An 18,643-nucleotide genomic window follows, 5' to 3' on the forward strand; every position below is an offset into this window, starting at 1 on the left:
GGAATCACACCACCCCAGATTGAAAAGGAGCTGCCCTGATGGAAGATTATGACCCGCTTGCAAATATCCCCGCGCCCTCAGCGGCACGCCCGCTTTTGGGGCTGACCGTGCTGGTTGTGGAAGACAGCCGCTATGCCAGCGACGCCCTGCGCCTGTTGTGCCTGCGCAGCGGGGCGCGCATCCGACGGGCAGATTGTATCGCCTCTGCGCGCCGGCACTTGCAGGTCTATCGGCCCTCCGTGATCCTGGTGGATGTGGGCCTGCCTGACGGCTCGGGGCTTGATTTGATTGCCGAACTCACCACTCTCGCTCCGCGGATTGACATCATCCTCGGCCTCTCGGGCGATGAGCTCATGCAAGACCGTGTCATGGCGGCCGGTGCCGATGGGTTCTTTGCGAAACCGGTTGAAAATATCGCCCAGTTTCAAGAGACCATCTTGGCCCATTTGCCGGCCGAGCGCCGCCCGGCGGGGCCGCGCGGGCTCAACCAGGAGTGCGTTCACCCCGATATCCTGGCCTATAACGACGATCTGGCGCATATCGCCAACCTGATCGACGAGGGCTGTGACCCACGGCAAGTCAGCTATGTGGCACAGTTTGTCACCGGCGTTGCCAAAACCGCGCGCGATGAACCGCTGATCAAGGCCGGCAAGGCCCTTGCCGCGGCCCAGGCCGCGAAGCAACCGGTCCATCAGCCCGTGGCGGTGCTCGCCGGGCTGGTGCAGCAACGGCTTGACACGCTGGTCGCCATCTAGCGCCACCCCAAACCGAAAAGCGCCCTAAAGTGGCTTTCTCGCCAAATATTAGGCCAGCAGCCCCGGATCGGCGCCCATATCCAGCCCGGGAAAGACCACACGCTCGATAAAGCCGGTTTCAAACCCGAAGAGGCCCCGCATCAGCCAGCCCGAATAGGCCCGCACATCCCGCGTCGGCATCAAGTCGCGGCGCTGGTAAAGCTCCGGCTCGCCAAGCCCGGGCCAATCCGCCCAGACACGCCCGCCGCGCAAAGCGCCCCCCGCCATCACCATCAAGCCGCCGGTGCCGTGGTCCGAGCCGCCATTGCCATTGAGCCGCGCAGTGCGGCCGAATTCCGTCATGGCCACAACCGCCGTTTTGCCCCAGACATCGCCGCCCAGCCCGCTGCGCAGCCCCAAAATCACCTCTGACAGCCGGCTCAAGGGCCGCGTGAGCGTGCGCGCCTGATTGGCGTGGGTGTCCCAGCCATTGAGCGAAAACGCCGCAATCCGCGACGCCCCCTTCAGCTTCTCGGCGGCAAATTCGGCAATCTGCACATGCCCGCCGCCCTGCCCGGCGGCGCGCGCCGCTGCGTTCATGCTGGCCATGGCCATATCGCCGCTCTCCTGCGCCATCTGGCCCAGACCCTCCCCCGAAAGCGCCAGTGCCTCGCCAAAAGCCGCCTCAAAGAGCGGGTCGCCCTCCATGAGCATTTCGGCCAGCCGCAAGCCCTGTGGCGTGAGCCCATAAAGCCCTGCATCGGGCGACCAGTTGGCCACGGGCGCCGCCCCCTTCATCAACAGCATGTCGCCACGGCCCACCGCATAGGCCGTCTCGCTGTGCAAGCCCGGGTAGCTCTGCAACATGCGGTTCAGCCAGCCGTCGCGCATGTTGCCGTTGAGGTCCGCACCGCCCGCCTCCAGCATGTCTTGCCCGTCAAAATGGCTGCGCTTGTCGCGGTAAGGCGTCGAGACGGCATGGGCAAACCCAAGCTCGCCCGCCTGCCAAAGCGGCTTCAGCCCCGCCAGCGCAGGGTGCAGCGCATAAAACCCGTCTAGCTCTGTGGCCTCGCTGGCCACGGCCTGCACGGCCCGCCCCTTGAGCGCGGCAAAGCCCCTGTCGCCATAGGGCCGCAAAGCGTCCAGCCCGTCCATCGCCCCGCGCAGGATGATCACCACAAGCCGGTTCTCCCCGATGCCGCTGGCAAAGGTCACGGGCGTGAGCAGCGGGCTGGCCGCAGCGGTGCAGCCAAGGCCGGCAAGGAACAATCGGCGGTTAAGAGTGCTCTGCATCGGCTACATCCTCTGAAACGCGGGCGAAGCAAAAATCAGCCCCACACCGGTGCGCCTGTCTTCGGCGGCATTGGCCGCAAAGCCCACAGCCTCGGGCGCGCGGTTGCCCAGCGCCCCTGTGAGTAGAGCGCGCGGATCGGGCAGTTCGCCCAAGGCCTGCGGCGCGTTCATTGCCCAATCCACCCGCGCGGCAAAGCGCTGCGGCGTGATCCATGCGCTGTCCGCCTCAGGCCAGCCATCCGGCCCCAGCGGCTCCTCCCACGTCTGCCCCATCAGGCGCATCGGCGTGGCAAAAGTGTTGCGGATCTTGCGCCAGTCCCTGAACGCCTCGATCTCCTGAGGCAGCGCCAGCGCGCGCAGGGCCGATCCCATGAAATCTATCGGCTGTTTCACATTGCCCGGCTCGGGCGCCCAGGCGGCGGGGTGCTCCAGCATGGCGCGTGTCATCTCGCCCAGATGCCCGCCGCTGGCCAGATAGCGCGCTTCCATCGCCGCCACGAGCGCAGGCTCGGGGCTGTCGGAGATAAAATGCACCGCCATCTTGCGCGCCAGATGCCGCGCCGTGGCCGGATGCAGCGCAAGATCGGTGAGCGCGGCATGCACATCGGCCAGCGTGGCGTCGCCCCCGCCGTAGCGCTTGCCCAACACGGTCTCCGCACCCGGCTCGGCATAATCGGGCCTGAAGCCAAAAACGCCCTCTTGATCATAGGTGAGGCCGGTGAGCAGCTCGGCCAGCTCGGTCACATCGCGCTGGCTGTAGCCCGCCTCAACCCCCAGCGTGTGCAGCTCCAAAAGCTCGCGCGCGAGGTTCTCGTTCAGCCCCTTGGGTTTCTTGGCGCGCAGCCCTTCGGCACTTGTCGGGCCGATGGAGGCCTTCTGGTCAAGATATTGCAACAGAGCGGGCTGGGCCGTGACCGCCTTGAGCATATCGGCGAAATACCCCGCCACATGCGGGCGGATCGCGCTTTCGACATAAGGCGAGGTGGCGCGGCGCATGACAGAGACCTTGCCGCGTGCGGTGAAATGATCGCCCCAGAAAAACGCCAGCCGCTCGCGCAGCCCGTCCTGCGTATGGGCCCGGCGCTGGAGCGCCTGCCAGAGCCAGAGCTGCTGCGCCTTACGCGCCTTACGCTTCTGCGCGCTGATCTTCTGGGTGGCCTTGTCAGCTTCCTCGGAGCCACGGTTGGCGCGGCGAATTTTCCAAAGCGCGGTCACACGGGCAATGCGCTTGGCGAAGTCCTCGAAGCTCTCGATCCTGTAGCGCTGCGCCATCACGTCAGGTCCGGCAAGGCGGCGCATCATATCGTCCACATCGCGTGGCCCCCGCAAGCGGGGGGAAAGACCGGTGCCAAAGCGGATTTCGGCGATTTCACGGGTAAACGACACAAGAAGCACTCCGGATTTGCGCTCAGGATAGCACAAAGACGGCGCGGCGCGAGGGCTTCATCGCGCGGGTTTTAAAGATCGGCAAAGGCGCGCTTGCAGGTTTCGAATGGCACTGCGTGCCATCCGACAAATGCGAGGGGCTTTGCCCCTCGCGCTCCCCAGGATATTTAGAGCAATAAGAAAGCGCAGGTTAGTCTTGCGGGATGACGCGCAGGTTGAGTTCCATGAGCTGTTCGGCCAGTGGCTCGCTTGGTGCGTTCATCATCAGGTCTTCCGCGCGCTGGTTCATCGGGAACATGATGACCTCGCGGATGTTCTGCTCTTCGGCCAGCAGCATCACCATACGGTCGATGCCCGCCGCGCAGCCGCCGTGGGGCGGTGCGCCATATTGGAAGGCGTTGACCATGCCACCGAAGCGCTTTTCGACTTCGTCTTTGCCATAACCCGCAATCTCAAAGGCCTTGAACATGATCTCGGGCTTGTGGTTGCGGATTGCGCCAGAGACCAGCTCGTAGCCGTTGCAGGCCAGATCATACTGGTAGCCAAGCACCTTGAGCGGATCGCCATTGAGCGCCTCCAGCCCGCCTTGGGGCATGGAGAACGGGTTGTGCTCAAAGTCGATCTTGCCGCTTTCTTCGTCTTTTTCGTAGATCGGGAAATCGACGATCCAGCAGAAGGCGAAGCGGTCTTTGTCCGTCAGACCCAGCTCTTCGCCGATGACATTGCGCGCGCGCCCTGCCACGCTTTCAAAGGCTTTGGGCTTGCCGCCAAGGAAGAAGGCCGCATCGCCCACACCGAGGCCAAGCTGTTGGCGGATCGCCTCGGTGCGCTCGGGGCCGATGTTCTTGGCCAAGGGGCCTGCGGCTTCCATGCCGTCTCCCTGATCGCGCCAGAAGATATAGCCCATGCCGGGCAGGCCTTCTTTTTGGGCAAAGGCGTTCATGCGGTCGCAGAACTTGCGGCTGCCGCCTGTGGGCGCGGGGATGGCGCGCACCTCTGTGCCCTCCTGCTCCAGAAGCTTGGCAAAAATCGCGAAGCCCGAGCCGCGGAAATGCTCGGAACAATCCTGCATCTTGATCGGGTTGCGCAAATCGGGCTTGTCCGAGCCATACCAGAGCGCCGCATCGCGGTAGCTGATCTGGGGCCATTCGCTGTCAACCTTCTTGCCGCCGCCGAACTCTTCAAATACGCCCTGCATCACCGGCTGGATGGTATCGAATACATCCTGCTGCTCCACGAAGCTCATCTCGAGGTCGAGCTGGTAGAAGTCGGTGGGCGAGCGGTCAGCGCGCGGGTCTTCATCGCGGAAGCACGGCGCGATCTGGAAATATTTGTCAAAGCCCGACACCATGATGAGCTGTTTGAACTGCTGTGGCGCTTGCGGCAGCGCATAGAACTTGCCGGGGTGCAAACGGCTTGGCACCAAAAAGTCGCGCGCGCCCTCGGGGCTGGAGGCCGTGATGATCGGCGTCTGGTATTCGCGAAAGCCCTTGTCCCACATGCGCTTGCGCAGGCTCGCGACAAGATCGGAGCGCAGGTGCATATTGGCCTGCATCTTATCGCGGCGCAGGTCGAGATAGCGGTAGCGCAGGCGCGTTTCCTCGGGATACTCCTGCTCGCCAAAGACCATCAGCGGCAGCTCGGCCGCCGCGCCCAGCACTTCCATATCGCGGATGAACACCTCGATCTCGCCCGTGGGCAGCTTGGGGTTCACAAGGCTTGCGTCCCGCGCCTTGACCTCGCCGTCAATGCGCACACACCACTCGCTGCGCAGCTTTTCAACCTCGGCAAACACCGGGCTGTCAGGGTCGCACAAAAGCTGCGTCATCCCATAGGTGTCGCGCAGGTCAATGAACAGAACACCGCCATGGTCGCGGATCCGGTGGACCCAGCCCGAGAGACGAACGGTTTCGCCAACATTGGCTTTGGTCAGATCAGCGCATGTCTGGCTGCGGTAGGCGTGCATGGGTCTATCCTTTGAAGGGGCTGTGAAGCGTCGGGGTGATACACATGCCCCGGCGCGAAAAGTCAAGCCATGTGGCCCAGAAGACTCAGGCGCACCCTGATTTTCACCACAGCCCTACACCCGCGCGTGCCCCCGTGCCATAGAGGCCCAAAACAGGATCCCAGCCATGACCGCCCTGCTTGAGCGTGTTTTCTACCCGGCCCTGGCGCTGCTCTGGATGATGTTTACCCTCTCCAGCCAGTGGCCGCCGTCCCTGTCCGGAAGCGATCTGCTCTATGCCGCGGGGCGTGCGGTGGCTGAGGGCCGCCCTGAAGACATGTTTGCCGCCCAGATCGAAACATTGGCCGTCTATGCGCCGCTTTGGGGCTATCTGTTGGCCCCGCTCAGCGGGCTTGTCTCGGCGGCCAGCTTCGCAAAGGCGCTGTTCTTGGTCCAGATGGGCTTGCTGGCCGGGGCCGTGGGGCTGGCCTGGAGGCTGGTGCGCCCGCCGCGTCTGAGCTTTCAGACCTGGTGCGCCCTCAGCTTTCTGACTTTGGCCACCAGCCAGGCTGCAATCGGAGCGCTGGCACAGAACAGCCCGCAGATTACCGGGCTTTTCCTGGTGCTTCTGGCCTTTGAACGCTACCGCACCGGCCGCTTCGCGCTCAGCGGTGCGCTGCTGGCACTGGCCACGCTCTTCACGCTCGCGCCGCTGCTGTTTGCGCTGGTCTTTGTGCTTGACCGCAACAAGCACGCCGTGGCGGGGTTTTTGTCTGCGGTGGCTCTCATATGGGGGCTGGGAGGGCTGGTGGCCGGTGCGGCACTGCACCAAACCTACTTTGCCCTGCTCGGCGGGCTTGACAGCCTGGTGATCTTGCATGGCCAGAACCACGCACCGGAGATGATCCTGTATCACCTGGCCCAGCAGCTTGGGGGCGCACAGGCCGCCGCTCTGGCGCAGGCCGGCGCAAGCCCGCTCACGGTGGCCGAGCCGCTGTGGCTGGCAAGCCTGATGGCGCTGGCCAAACTCGCGGCCATCGGCGCGCTGGTGCTGATGCGCCCAAGGCTCACCCCGGGCACGGCCATGCCTGTTCTGCTCATGGCACTGTCGCTGATTGCCAGCCTGTTTGGCCCTGTCAGCTGGAGCGAGAGCTTTCTCATGGCGCTGCTGCTGTTGCCGGCGCTGCTTCACATCATGAGCCGCCGGCGGGCCTGGGCCTGGATCATCGCCCTGCTCACCAGCCAAAGCATGGCCACCTACACGGCGCTTGAGAGCGCTCAGATGCCGGGTCTGTGGCTGGCGCTGCTGGGGGCGGGCGGGTTCTTGGCGCTGCTTTTGGCGGTGCAACTGGCTGTCTTGCGGGCGGTGCGCTTTGAACCACAGGTTCCTGCGGCGTTTCGCTGATAGGGCGTGGCAACTATAGGCTTGCGCCCGCGGCTTCCATAGCTATAACCCACGACAATTTGCGCGCACCTGCCTGCGCGCCCACTCTGCTGCGAAATATATGGGGGCCCCAATGCCGAAGAGAGACGATATCAAATCGATCATGATCATCGGAGCAGGCCCCATTATCATCGGGCAGGCCTGCGAATTTGACTACTCGGGCACACAGGCCTGCAAAGCGCTCAAGGAAGAGGGCTACCGCGTCATTCTGGTGAACTCCAACCCCGCCACGATCATGACCGACCCCGAGCTGGCCGATGCCACCTATATCGAGCCGATCACGCCTGAAGTTGTCGCCAAGATCATCGAGAAAGAGCGCCCCGACGCGCTTTTGCCCACAATGGGTGGCCAGACCGGCCTCAACACCTCGCTCGCGCTGGAAGAAATGGGTGTGCTGGAGACATTCGGTGTCGAGATGATCGGCGCCACCCGCGACGCCATTGAAATGGCCGAAGATCGCAAGCTCTTCCGCGAAGCGATGGACCGCCTCGGGATCGAAAACCCCAAGGCCACGATTGTGACCGCGCCCAAAAAGGACAACGGCACCGCAGATCTGGATGCAGGCGTGCAGCTGGCGCTGGCCGAGCTGGAAGAGATCGGCCTGCCCGCCATCATCCGCCCCGCCTTCACCATGGGCGGCACAGGCGGCGGCGTGGCCTACAACCGCGAAGATTACATCCACTTCTGCCGCTCCGGCATGGATGCCAGCCCCGTCAACCAGATCCTTGTAGACGAGTCGCTTCTGGGCTGGAAAGAATACGAAATGGAAGTTGTCCGCGACAAAGCCGACAACGCCATCATCGTTTGTAGCATTGAAAACATCGACCCGATGGGGGTTCACACAGGCGACAGCATCACAGTCGCCCCCGCCCTCACGCTGACAGACAAAGAATACCAGATCATGCGCAACCAGTCGATCGCCGTGCTGCGCGAGATCGGGGTTGAGACAGGCGGCTCCAACGTGCAATGGGCCGTGAACCCCGCCGATGGCCGCATGGTCGTGATCGAGATGAACCCGCGTGTGAGCCGCTCTTCTGCGCTGGCGTCCAAGGCCACGGGCTTCCCCATCGCCAAGATCGCCGCCAAGCTCGCCGTGGGCTACACGCTCGACGAGCTCGACAACGACATCACCAAAGTGACCCCGGCAAGCTTTGAGCCAAGCATCGACTATGTCGTCACCAAAATCCCGAAATTTGCCTTTGAGAAATTCCCCGGCTCCGAGCCTTACCTCACCACCGCGATGAAATCGGTGGGCGAGGTCATGGCCATTGGCCGCACCATCCACGAATCCATGCAAAAAGCGCTGGCCTCCATGGAGTCGGGCCTCACCGGGTTTGATGAAATCGAGATCGAAGGCGCGCCAGACAAGGCCGCCCTCACCAAGGCCATCAGCCAGCAAACCCCCGACCGGATGCGCACCATCGCCCAAGCCATGCGCCATGGCCTCACCAATGAAGACATCCACGCCACAACCATGTTTGACCCTTGGTTCCTTGACCGCATCCGCGAAATCGTCGAGGCAGAAGAGGTCGTGAGGCAGGAAGGTCTCCCGACTGACGAACAGGGCCTGCGCGCCCTCAAGATGCTCGGCTTCACCGACGCCCGCCTTGGCAAGCTCACAGGCCAAACAGAAAAACAGATCCGCGACACCCGCCGCGCCAAGGGGGTGAACGCCGTTTTCAAACGGATCGACACCTGCGCCGCCGAGTTCGAGGCCCAAACGCCCTATATGTATTCAACCTATGAAGCCCCCATGATGGGCGAAGTCGAATGCGAGGCGCGCCCCAGCGAGCGCAAGAAAGTCGTCATCCTCGGCGGCGGTCCAAACCGGATCGGCCAGGGCATCGAGTTTGACTATTGCTGCTGCCACGCCTGCTTCGCGCTCGCGGATGTCGGCTATGAGACCATCATGGTCAACTGCAACCCAGAGACAGTTTCAACAGATTACGACACCTCCGACCGCCTCTATTTCGAGCCGCTCACCTTTGAACACGTCATGGAGATCCTGAGGGTGGAGCAGGAAAACGGCACGCTGCACGGCGTCATCGTGCAGTTCGGCGGCCAGACCCCGCTCAAGATCGCTCAGGCGCTCCATGACGAAGGCATCCCGATCCTCGGCACAACCCCCGACGCGATCGACCTCGCCGAAGACCGCGAGCGCTTTCAGGAGCTCGTGCAACGGCTCGGCCTCAAACAGCCGAAAAACGGCATTGCCTCAACTGATTCCCAAGCTCTTGAAATTGCAGAAGAAATAGGCTTTCCGCTGGTCATACGCCCCTCCTACGTTCTCGGGGGCCGCGCGATGGAAATCGTGCGCGACATGGCCCAGCTTGAGCGCTACATCTCCGAGGCCGTGGTTGTCTCGGGCGACAGCCCCGTGCTGCTCGACAGCTACCTCGCCGGCGCCATTGAGCTGGATGTCGACGCGCTCTGTGATGGCACAAAAGTCCATATCGCCGGCGTGATGGAACATATCGAAGAGGCCGGCGTGCACTCGGGCGATTCGGCCTCCTCCCTGCCGCCCCACTCCCTGCCCGCCGAGATCATCACAGAAATCGAAAAGCAAACCGTGCAACTCGCCCTCGCGCTAAAAGTGCGCGGCCTCTGCAACATCCAGTTCGCAGTCAAGGATGGCGAGATCTTCCTCATCGAGGTGAACCCGCGCGCCAGCCGCACCGTGCCTTTCGTGGCCAAGGCCACAGACAGCGCCATTGCCTCCATCGCCGCGCGCCTCATGGCCGGTGAAACGCTGGATGACTTCAAACACCGTGGCCCCTACCCCAAAGACGCCCGCCCCGGCACCATCAAAAACACCGATCCGATGACCCTGGCCGACCCCAACATGCCCTGGTTCTCGGTCAAGGAGGTGGTGCTGCCCTTCGCCCGCTTCCCCGGCGTTGATACCATCCTCGGGCCGGAAATGCGCTCTACAGGCGAAGTCATGGGCTGGGATCGCTCCTTCGCGCTGGCCTTCCTCAAGGCGCAAATGGGCGCAGGAACCGTGCTCCCTTACGAGGGCCGCGTCTTCTTCTCCATCAAGGACACCGACAAAACCAAACAGCTTGTTGAAACCGCCCAGACGCTGGTTGACCTTGGCTTTGCCATCGTCGCCACAGGCGGCACAGCGCGCTTTTTGGAAGAAAACGGCATCACCTGCGAAGTGGTCAAAAAGGTCTATGAAGGCCGCCCCAATGTGGTCGATATGCTCAAAGACGGGCAGATCCAGCTTCTGATGAACACCACAGAAGGCGCCGCCGCCGTGGAAGACAGCCGCGAAATCCGCTCTGTCGCGCTCTACGATAGGATCCCCTATTTCACCACAGCCTCCGGCGCACACTCCGCCGCCATGGCCATGAAAGCCCGCAGCGAGGGCGACTTCGGGGTGACGAGCCTGCAGGGCTAAGCCCATGCCGAGCGACTATAACCCGCCCAGTGATCCGCTTGATATCATTCACGCGGATCACGAGCTCATCGTGGTAAACAAGCCCTCCGGCCTGCTCTCTGTTCCGGGCAAGGGCGAACATCTGGCCGATTGCCTCATCGCCCGCGTGCAAGAGGCCTTCCCGACAGCGCTGCTTGTGCACCGCTTGGATCGGGACACATCGGGCGTCATGATCTTCGCCGCCACGCCCCACGCGCAGCGCCACCTTGGGCTTCAGTTTGAAAAGCGCCAGACGAAGAAAGCCTATATCGCCCGCGTGCTCGGGCGGCTTGAGCCGAAAGAAGGCACGGTCGATCTGCCCTTGATCGTTGATTGGCCCAACAGGCCCCGCCAGATGGTCTGCCACGCGACGGGCAAATCGGCGCAGACCGATTGGAAGGTGCTCAAAGCCACGGAGGAGGAATCCCGCCTGCGGCTCTTCCCCAAAACAGGCCGCAGCCACCAGCTCCGAGTTCATATGCTGGCCCTCGGCCATCCCATTCTGGGCGACCCGTTCTATTCGGACAATCCCGAAGCGCACCCCCGCCTCATGCTCCACGCCGAAGAGCTGCGCCTGCGCCACCCCGACGGCGGCAAAGGCATGCGGTTTTTCGCCAAAGCGCCGTTTTAGGGTCCGCTTCTGCTGTGCTTGTGGCGTTTGAGTGGGGGGCCGGATGTCCGCTATGCGGACTTTGCTGTCGTTACCAACGGGGGCAAACGTCAGCCCCTGGGGTGGCGACCCTAGGGAAATGACAAAGCGATTTATGCCTGCCAAACACATCCTCAGAACGAACAGCACACCTATTTCAGCCAAATCGCCAGCCCGTGGGAGGGGCTGACGATGCGCGGCGGCCTACGGCCTTGACTCCGCGCACAAACTGCACTGCGGGCTGACTACCGCCATCTGCCACTTCCGCTATGGATCGTTACACCATGGCCTGAGGCTCTTTCACGCGGGCATTTCGCTCAAGTGCAGAACACCAGACCGCACGCTGCATTAACCGGATTCTGTTAACAGAAATTAACGATTGGGGGGTGCACGCATGGTGCACGGGGTGTGCACGCATATCACCCCCCCTTTTTTGGGCCGCCAGCGCGCCGTTAACCCCACCGCGCGCTGGTCGTCCTTGCGGCTCAGCCGGCCTCGTTTGACCAGCCCGAAACCGCCTTCACTTCGAGGAAGTCTTCCAACCCCCAAGTGCCGCCCTCGCGCCCGTTGCCCGACTGTTTCATTCCGCCAAAAGGCGAGCCCGCCCCACGGCCCTGGCCGTTCATTTCAACCATGCCAGAGCGCAGTTGGCGCGCCATCCGGTTGAGCCGTGCACCGTCTTGGGTCTGCACATAGTTGGTCAGCCCATAGACCGTGTCATTGGCCATCTGCACGGCCTCTTCTTCGGTCTCAAACGCCATGATCGACAGCACAGGCCCGAAGATTTCCTCGCGCGCAATCGTCATATCCGGCGTCACATCGGCAAAGACCGTCGGGCGCACATAGTAACCCTTGTTCAGCCCCTCAGGCCGCCCCGTGCCGCCGGCCACAAGCCGCGCGCCCTCGTCAATTCCGGTCTGGATCAGATCCTGAATTTTGCCCCACTGCACCGCATTGACCACGGGGCCAATGTGGCGGCCTGCCTCACTGGCGGGGCCAACAGAGACCTTGCTGGCAACTTCTGCTGCCATATCAACGGCTTGGTCATAGATTTCGCGCTGCACAAGCATACGGCTTGGCGCATTGCAGCTCTGGCCGGTGTTGTTCATCATATGCAACACACCGCGCTTCACGGCCTTCTCGTCGGCGTCTGCAAAGATCAGATTCGCGCCCTTCCCGCCCAGCTCAAGGCTCACGCGCTTGAGCGTATCGGCGGCGGATTTGCTGATCAGCTTGCCCGCCCGCGAGGAGCCGGTGAAGCTCACCATATCCACATCCTCATGCGCCGTCAGCTGGCTGCCTACGCCCGCGCCATCGCCGTTTACAAGGTTGAAAACACCGGCAGGAAAGCCCGCTTCATGCATCATCTCGGCAAAAAGCATCGCGTCGAGCGGCGTCTCTTCAGAGGGCTTGAGCACCATGGTGCAGCCCGCAATCGCCGCCGCGCCCACCTTGAGCGTGACCTGGTTCATCGGCCAGTTCCAGGGCGTGATCAGCGCCGCAACGCCCACGGCCTCATGAATGATACGGTCGTTCGGCGCGTGTTCGCCAAGCGGGCCTTCAAAGGCAAAATTCTTGGCCGCGCGGATGAAATTGGCCAGATGCCAAGAGCCCGCTCCCACCTGTGAGGACTTCGCCATATCCACCGGCGCCCCCATCTCCTGACTGATGGTCTCGCCCATCTCGTCGCCCCGGCGGGTGTAGATTTCAAGCAGCTTTTCAACCAGCGCAATCCGCTCTGCAACAGGGGTGGCCATCCAGCCTGGCAATGCGGCCTTCGCGGCCGCAACGGCCGCGTCCGTGTCCGCCTGCCCACCAAGGGCAATCACTGCAAAGGGCTCTTCCGTCGATGGATCAATAACCTGATAGTCCTTGCCTTCCAGCGGCTTAACCCACTGGCCGTTGATGTAAAAATCGCGTTTCTCGATCATCGTTCTTCTCCCAAGAATTTGTGGCACTTTGTCACCCCGCTTCGATTGCTGCAAGATGCCCCTTTCACTCCGACGCAACGTGAATATATACATTCCGAAAGCAGAATTTAACAGCAACCCCCGACAAGCAGGAGCCAACGCATGGGCCTTCGTATCAATGACACCGTCCCAAATTTCACCGCCCAGACAGATCAGGGTGACATCAAGTTCCACGACTGGATCGGCGACAGCTGGGCAATCCTGTTCTCGCATCCAAAAGATTTTACGCCCGTCTGCACCACAGAGTTCGGCGCGGTGTCCCAGCTTTCCGCCGAATGGGAAAAGCGGGGCTGCAAGGTGATCGGTCTCTCCGTGGACAGCGTTGAAGAACATCACGGCTGGAAGAAAGATATCGAGAGCTATGCCAGCGCCAAAGCCAGCTTCCCGATCATCGCTGACGAAGATCTCGCTGTCTCCAAAGCCTTTGACATGCTGCCGGCCGAAGCCTACCTCCCCGATGGGCGCACAGCCGCCGACAGCGCCTCGGTGCGCTCGGTTTTCATCATCGGGCCAGACAAACAGCTCAAGCTCTCCATGACCTACCCGATGAATGTGGGCCGCAACTTTGCCGAAGTTCTGCGCGCGCTTGACGGGCTGCAAATGGCCAATGGCAACGGAGTTGCAACCCCGGCCAACTGGACAACCGGGCAGGATGTGATCGTCCCAACCAGCGTGTCTGATGAGGATGCCAAGGCAAAGTTCGGTGAAATCACAACGGTCTTCCCCTACCTGCGCACCACAAAAGCACCCGCCTAAACCAACAGGTGCGCGCCGCCCGGGCGGCTGCGCGCACCCTCGGCCCGATTAAGCCTTTATGCGCGCGCCGGTTTCAGGCACTCTCGCTGCGATTCTACCCAGCCGTGAGCCTGTCCTGATGCGTGCCCTTGCCCTGTTCATCTTCAGTTTTTTCGCCGCCGGCGCGCAGGCCGAAGAGCCTGTGTCAACCGCGGGTCTTGACATCGAGCTGAACGCCGCCAGCCAAACAGAGGCAGGCTGCCAGCTTTCCTTTTTGCTCACCAACGGCCACCAAGCCGATATCAACACGGCTGTCTTTGAAGCGGTGCTCTTTGACACCGCCGGCAGTGTCACGCTGATGACCTTGTTTGATATGGGAAAACTGCCCGCCACACGCCCGCGTGTGCGCCAATTTGTGCTGCCGGGCATGGCCTGTGAAGGCCTTGGGCAGCTGCTCTTCAATGGCGCTCAACGCTGCGAGTCCGAAGCGCTCGCGCCAGATGCCTGCACCGAAGGGCTCACCCTCCACAGCCGCACCGCCATCAAGGTGAGCGGATGAGCCAGCTGTTTGATCCGCTTGCGAAAGTGGCCGCGCTTGGCGGGCCGGTCGTGCTTGTGCTGATGGTGGTTTCCGTGCTCTCGCTCGCGCTGGTGCTCTACAAGCTCTGGCAGTTTCGCGCCTCCTCTGTTGGCAAGCATGTCGCCCTGCGCAATGCCCTTGCGGCATGGGACAGGGGCGACAAGGAGAGCGCCGCGAAAGAGCTCGCCCGCTCGCACAGCTACCTTGCCCCCCTGATAGCAACGGGCTTTGCCAATGCCCCCAAAGAGCGTCTCACGGCAGAAGCCGAAGCCCGCTTTGCCACGCTGGAGGGCGGTTTTCGCGCGCTGGATACCGTGGCCCAGCTTGCCCCGCTTCTCGGCCTGTTCGGAACGGTGCTTGGCATGATCGAAGCCTTCCAATCGCTGCAAGCCGCCGGGAGCCAGGTTGACCCGTCCTTGCTTGCAGGGGGTATTTGGGTTGCGCTGCTCACAACTGCCGTGGGCTTGGCGGTGGCCATGCCTGCCGCAGTTGTGCTGAGCTGGTTTGAGGCCCGCATGGACCGCGAGCGGGTTTTTGTCGATACCGCGATCCAGACAATCTGCGCGCCCCGTGCGGTCAGGGCCAATGCTTAGAGCAATCCGCCGCCGCAGGCGGCTCTCGATGACGGCCCTGATTGACGTCATCTTTCTGCTGTTGCTGTTTTTCATGCTCTCGTCCACCTTCTCGCGCTTTGCCGAGGTGGAGCTGGCCGCAGCCGGCACAGGCACCCCTTTGGCGGCCTCCGATAAACCCGCGCTGTTCTTGCAGCTCGGCCCCGAATGGCTCACCTTGAACGGCACCTCACAGCAGCTTGACACCCTCACCCTGCCCGATGGACCAAACCGTTTGCTGGTAGCGCTTAAACCCGGTGTTTCAGCCCAAAGGCTGACCGATCTGCTGGTGGCCCTGCGCCGTTTCGGCGGGGTTGAGGTCACCGTCTTGACCTCGGGATGACACCATGAGCCAGCTCCCACGCAGATCCAAACTTTCCAGCCGTCGCGAACCAACGATTGCCCTGATCAATATCGTCTTTCTCATGCTGATCTTTTTCATGGTCGCAGGCACCCTGGCCCCGCCGCTTGCGCAAGACCTTGAACTTGTTGACACCACCACCCTTGAGGGCACACAGCCACCGGATGCGCTGGTCTTGTCGGCAGATGGCGGGTTGCACTTTCGCGGGGAGTCTCTCAGCGCCTCCGAGTTTATGGCCCGGCTGCCCCAAGACGAGCGCCAACGGGTCCGCCTTGTTCCCGATCGCGCTGCACCCGCGCAGACCCTTGTTCAGATCGCCGCAGAGCTGAAGGGCGCAGGGGCGGGCAGCGTGGTGATCGTAACCGAGAGGGCGCTCAATTGATCGCCCGCTCCAGCGCAGTTAAAGCCCTGGCTTTTCTGGGCGCGGTCGGCCTGCATGGAGCCTTGCTTTGGGGAGTCGGCGGAGCAACAGACACGCCCCTTCAAACAGAAGGGCACCAGGGCGAGACCACAACCCGCCTGGGCAACAGCTTTGCCGATCTGGCCCAACAGGCGCCCAGACCCGCGCCCACCGCCGCCACAGAGACAGCAGCCACGCCTGCCCGCCAACCCGAGCCACCCCAAGCGCTTTTGCCACAAAAGCCCGCTGCCCGCGCGCATCAGCCAGCGCCAGCTCCGCTGGCGGCGTCGGCTCACAGCCCTGCGCAAAAAGTGGAAAATCGCCCGCTCAAAGCCCCAAAGCCCGCCAAGGCCCCAGCCGCCGCATCACCCGCACAAACAAAAGGAAGTTCAGACGGCAGCCCCAAGGCCAGACCTGTCGCAAAATCTACCGGCAGTGCGCGCAGCGAGGCCACGGGCAACGCGGCCGCACAGAATTATCCGGGGCAGGTCATGCGCAAAATCTCGCGTGTGCCCAAGCCGCGTGTGCGGGCCAAAGGCAGTGCCACCCTGCGCTTCACCATTGCGCCAGATGGCCGGTTGGCAAAGTTGACGCTCGCCAAAAGTTCTGGCCGCCCGGCGCTGGACAAAGCCGCGCTCAACATGATCCGCCGCGCAGCCCCATTTGCAAAGCCCCCAACCGGCGCTCAACGCAGCTTCACGCTCACAATCAAGGGCCGCCCGTGAGGCCAAACGCAAAAAGCCCCACCATATCTGGCGGGGCTTTTCACGGAGTTTAACAGAAATTTACGCTTCTGACTTCTCTTCCGGCGCAATTTCCTCGCCGGTTTCCTGATCAACCATCTTCATGGCCAAACGCACCTTGCCGCGATCATCAAAGCCCAAGAGCTTCACTTTCACGTCCTGGCCCTCTTTCAGAACATCTGAAGGATGGTTCAGGCGGCGGTTTTCGATTTGGGAGACGTGCACAAGGCCGTCACGCTTGCCAAAGAAGTTCACAAAGGCGCCGAAATCGACGATCTTTACAACCTTGCCATCATAGATCTGGCCTTCTTCGGGCTCTGCCACGATCGAGTGGATCATGTCATAGGCCTTCTTGATGGCTTCGCCATTTGGCGAGGCAATCTTGATGATGCCTTCATCGTTGATGTCGACTTTCGCACCCGACACTTCCACGATCTCACGGATGACTTTGCCGCCCGAGCCGATCACTTCACGGATTTTATCCGTCGGGATCTGCATGGTCTCGATGCGCGGTGCGTGGATCGAGAAATCCTGCGCGCCGTCAATCGATTTGTTCATCTCTTCAAGGATATGAAGACGGCCCGCTTTCGCTTGGTCGAGAGCCTTTTCCATGATCTCTTGCGTGATGCCCGCAACCTTGATGTCCATCTGCAACGAGGTGATGCCCTCGGCCGTGCCCGCAACCTTGAAGTCCATATCGCCAAGGTGGTCTTCATCCCCAAGGATGTCGGTCAGAACCGCGTAGGAGCCATCCTCTTCAAGGATCAAGCCCATCGCAACACCGGCCACAGCCGCCTTGAGCGGAACGCCCGCATCCATCATCGACAGGGAGCCACCACAAACAGACGCCATGGAAGACGACCCGTTGGACTCCGTGATTTCAGAGACGAGCCGCACAGTGTAGGGGAAGTCTGTCGGCGCTGGCAAAACAGCCTGAAGCGCACGCCAAGCCAGCTTGCCATGGCCGATTTCACGGCGTCCGGGAGGGCCCACGCGGCCAGCTTCGCCCACCGAATAGGGAGGGAAGTTGTAATGCAGCAGGAAGTTGGATTTGAAGTTGCCGTGCAGCGCGTCGATGAACTGTTCGTCATCGCCCGTGCCGAGCGTGGTGACAACAAGACCCTGCGTTTCGCCGCGTGTGAACAGCGCAGAGCCGTGTGTGCGCGGCAGAAGGCCCGTTTCACAAACGATCGGACGCACGGTGTCAAGCGCGCGGCCATCAATCCGCTTGCCTGTTTTCACAACGTCACCGCGCAGGATGCCGGCTTCAAGCTTCTTGAGTGCCGAGCCCAGGTTGGCATCCGCCAGCTGCTCTTCGCTCAGCGCCTCTGTGATGGTCGCACGGGCGGCGGCCACAGCGGCGGTGCGCTCTTGCTTGTCGGTCAGAGCAAAGGCCGCGCGCATGGCTGTTTCGCCAGCCGCTTTCACCGCTTCATAGAGCTCTGAATATTCTGGCGGCTGGAAGTCAAACGGCTCTTTCGCCGCATCTTCCGCCAGATCAATGATCAGGTCGATCACCGGCTGGATCTGCTCGTGCGCAAACTTCACCGCCCCAAGCATTTCAGCTTCGGTCAGCTCGTAGGCCTCGGATTCAACCATCATCACAGCGTCTTTTGTGCCTGCAACAACAAGGTCAAGGCGCTGCTCGGGGTTCATGCGCAGGTCCTGCATGTCGTCAACCGTCGGGTTGAGCACATATTCGCCATCCACAAAGCCCACGCGTGCGCCGGCAATCGGGCCCATGAAGGGCGCGCCGGAAATGGTCAGAGCCGCAGACGCCGCAATCATCGCAACCATATCAGGGTCATTGACAAGGTCGTGGCTCAGCACGGTGCACATCACCAGAACTTCGTTTTTGAATCCGGGCACGAACAGCGGGCGGATCGGACGGTCGATCAGACGGGCTGTCAGCGTTTCTTTTTCCGTCGGACGCGCTTCGCGCTTGAAAAAGCCACCGGGCACTTTGCCGGCCGCATAGTATTTCTCTTGATAATGAACCGTCAGCGGGAAAAAATCTTGCCCCGGCTTTGGTTGCTTGGCGAATGTCACGTTGGCCATGACAGATGTTTCGCCCAGTGTCGCGATGACAGAGCCATCCGCTTGACGGGCTACTTTGCCCGTTTCGAGTGTGAGCGTTTCTTCGCCCCACTCCATTGTCTTCTTCGTAATGTTGAACATTTTCGTTTCCTGTGTCGGAGCACCCACGAGCGTATCCCGTGTCTCCTGTTTGAATGGCGGCCCCATTGCCGCCGACCCCTTTGGTATCCTAATTGAAGCGCCGGGGCCGTGGCGCGACGTCTCAGATGGGGCGGCCATACATGAGTTTTGGAGCTATTGAAAGCAATTTAGCGCAGCCTCGCAGAGGCCCTGC

At 62.0% G+C, this 18,643-nt stretch carries 15 protein-coding genes; 10 read left to right on the plus strand and 5 right to left on the minus strand.

Annotated elements, in window-relative coordinates; translation table 11 throughout:
* Positions 1-38: 38 nt before the first annotated feature.
* The gene (locus Q0478_RS05365) at positions 39-755 is read left to right on the plus strand and encodes a response regulator (protein ID WP_298676915.1); all 717 of its coding nucleotides are present in this window, start codon (positions 39-41) and stop codon (positions 753-755) included.
* A gap of 48 nt (positions 756-803) precedes the next feature.
* Here Q0478_RS05365 and Q0478_RS05370 read toward each other — a convergent pair whose 3' ends face one another.
* The 3 genes from Q0478_RS05370 to aspS form a co-directional block, all read right to left on the minus strand.
* Entirely contained in the window at positions 804-2,027 is a 1,224-nt protein-coding gene (locus Q0478_RS05370; protein WP_298676917.1) for a DUF1501 domain-containing protein, read from the minus strand.
* 3 nt (positions 2,028-2,030) lie between these two features.
* On the minus strand, positions 2,031-3,413 hold the full coding sequence (locus Q0478_RS05375; protein ID WP_298676919.1) for a DUF1800 domain-containing protein: 1,383 nt from the start codon (positions 3,411-3,413) through the stop codon (positions 2,031-2,033).
* 190 nt (positions 3,414-3,603) lie between these two features.
* Positions 3,604-5,379: an aspartate--tRNA ligase gene (gene aspS / locus Q0478_RS05380; protein WP_298676921.1), complete on the minus strand. Its 1,776-nt coding sequence runs from the start codon at positions 5,377-5,379 to the stop codon at positions 3,604-3,606.
* A 166-nt stretch (positions 5,380-5,545) separates the two neighbouring features.
* On the opposite strand from aspS, the gene Q0478_RS05385 reads away from it, so the two are divergent.
* The 3 genes from Q0478_RS05385 to Q0478_RS05395 all read left to right on the plus strand — a co-directional run bounded on the left by Q0478_RS05385 (position 5,546) and on the right by Q0478_RS05395 (position 10,854).
* Positions 5,546-6,763 carry a glycosyltransferase 87 family protein gene (locus tag Q0478_RS05385; RefSeq protein WP_298676923.1) on the plus strand — a complete coding sequence of 406 codons (1,218 nt, stop codon included), beginning with the start codon at positions 5,546-5,548 and terminating at the stop codon, positions 6,761-6,763.
* A gap of 112 nt (positions 6,764-6,875) precedes the next feature.
* The gene (carB, locus tag Q0478_RS05390; RefSeq protein WP_298676925.1) at positions 6,876-10,205 is read left to right on the plus strand and encodes a carbamoyl-phosphate synthase large subunit; all 3,330 of its coding nucleotides are present in this window, start codon (positions 6,876-6,878) and stop codon (positions 10,203-10,205) included.
* A 4-nt stretch (positions 10,206-10,209) separates the two neighbouring features.
* Positions 10,210-10,854, plus strand: coding sequence for an RluA family pseudouridine synthase (locus Q0478_RS05395; RefSeq protein ID WP_298676927.1), 645 nt, complete (start codon positions 10,210-10,212; stop codon positions 10,852-10,854).
* Positions 10,855-11,357: 503 nt separating this feature from the next.
* Here the strand turns inward: Q0478_RS05395 and Q0478_RS05400 are convergent.
* Positions 11,358-12,803, minus strand: coding sequence for an aldehyde dehydrogenase family protein (locus Q0478_RS05400; protein ID WP_298676928.1), 1,446 nt, complete (start codon positions 12,801-12,803; stop codon positions 11,358-11,360).
* A gap of 141 nt (positions 12,804-12,944) precedes the next feature.
* On the opposite strand from Q0478_RS05400, the gene Q0478_RS05405 reads away from it, so the two are divergent.
* From Q0478_RS05405 to Q0478_RS05430, 6 genes are all read left to right on the plus strand, one after another.
* Positions 12,945-13,598 (plus strand): peroxiredoxin, encoded by a 654-nt coding sequence (locus Q0478_RS05405; RefSeq protein ID WP_298676930.1) that lies wholly within the window; start codon positions 12,945-12,947, stop codon positions 13,596-13,598.
* Positions 13,599-13,716: 118 nt separating this feature from the next.
* On the plus strand, positions 13,717-14,136 hold the full coding sequence (locus Q0478_RS05410; protein ID WP_298676932.1) for a hypothetical protein: 420 nt from the start codon (positions 13,717-13,719) through the stop codon (positions 14,134-14,136).
* Positions 14,133-14,750, plus strand: coding sequence for a MotA/TolQ/ExbB proton channel family protein (locus tag Q0478_RS05415; RefSeq protein ID WP_298676934.1), 618 nt, complete (start codon positions 14,133-14,135; stop codon positions 14,748-14,750). The genes Q0478_RS05410 and Q0478_RS05415 overlap by 4 nt, the downstream gene beginning before the upstream one ends.
* Positions 14,743-15,111: a biopolymer transporter ExbD gene (locus tag Q0478_RS05420; protein ID WP_298676935.1), complete on the plus strand. Its 369-nt coding sequence runs from the start codon at positions 14,743-14,745 to the stop codon at positions 15,109-15,111. The genes Q0478_RS05415 and Q0478_RS05420 overlap by 8 nt, the downstream gene beginning before the upstream one ends.
* 4 nt (positions 15,112-15,115) lie before the next feature.
* Positions 15,116-15,511 carry a biopolymer transporter ExbD gene (locus tag Q0478_RS05425; RefSeq protein WP_298676937.1) on the plus strand — a complete coding sequence of 132 codons (396 nt, stop codon included), beginning with the start codon at positions 15,116-15,118 and terminating at the stop codon, positions 15,509-15,511.
* Entirely contained in the window at positions 15,508-16,254 is a 747-nt protein-coding gene (locus Q0478_RS05430; protein ID WP_298676939.1) for an energy transducer TonB, read from the plus strand. The genes Q0478_RS05425 and Q0478_RS05430 overlap by 4 nt, the downstream gene beginning before the upstream one ends.
* A 60-nt stretch (positions 16,255-16,314) precedes the next feature.
* On the opposite strand, the gene pnp is transcribed toward Q0478_RS05430, so the two are convergent.
* Positions 16,315-18,450, minus strand: a complete 2,136-nt coding sequence (pnp, locus tag Q0478_RS05435) for a polyribonucleotide nucleotidyltransferase (protein WP_298676940.1) — start codon at positions 18,448-18,450, stop codon at positions 16,315-16,317.
* Positions 18,451-18,643 lie beyond the last annotated feature (193 nt).

This window comes from uncultured Lentibacter sp. (assembly GCF_937123735.1).
GTDB lineage: Bacteria > Pseudomonadota > Alphaproteobacteria > Rhodobacterales > Rhodobacteraceae > Lentibacter.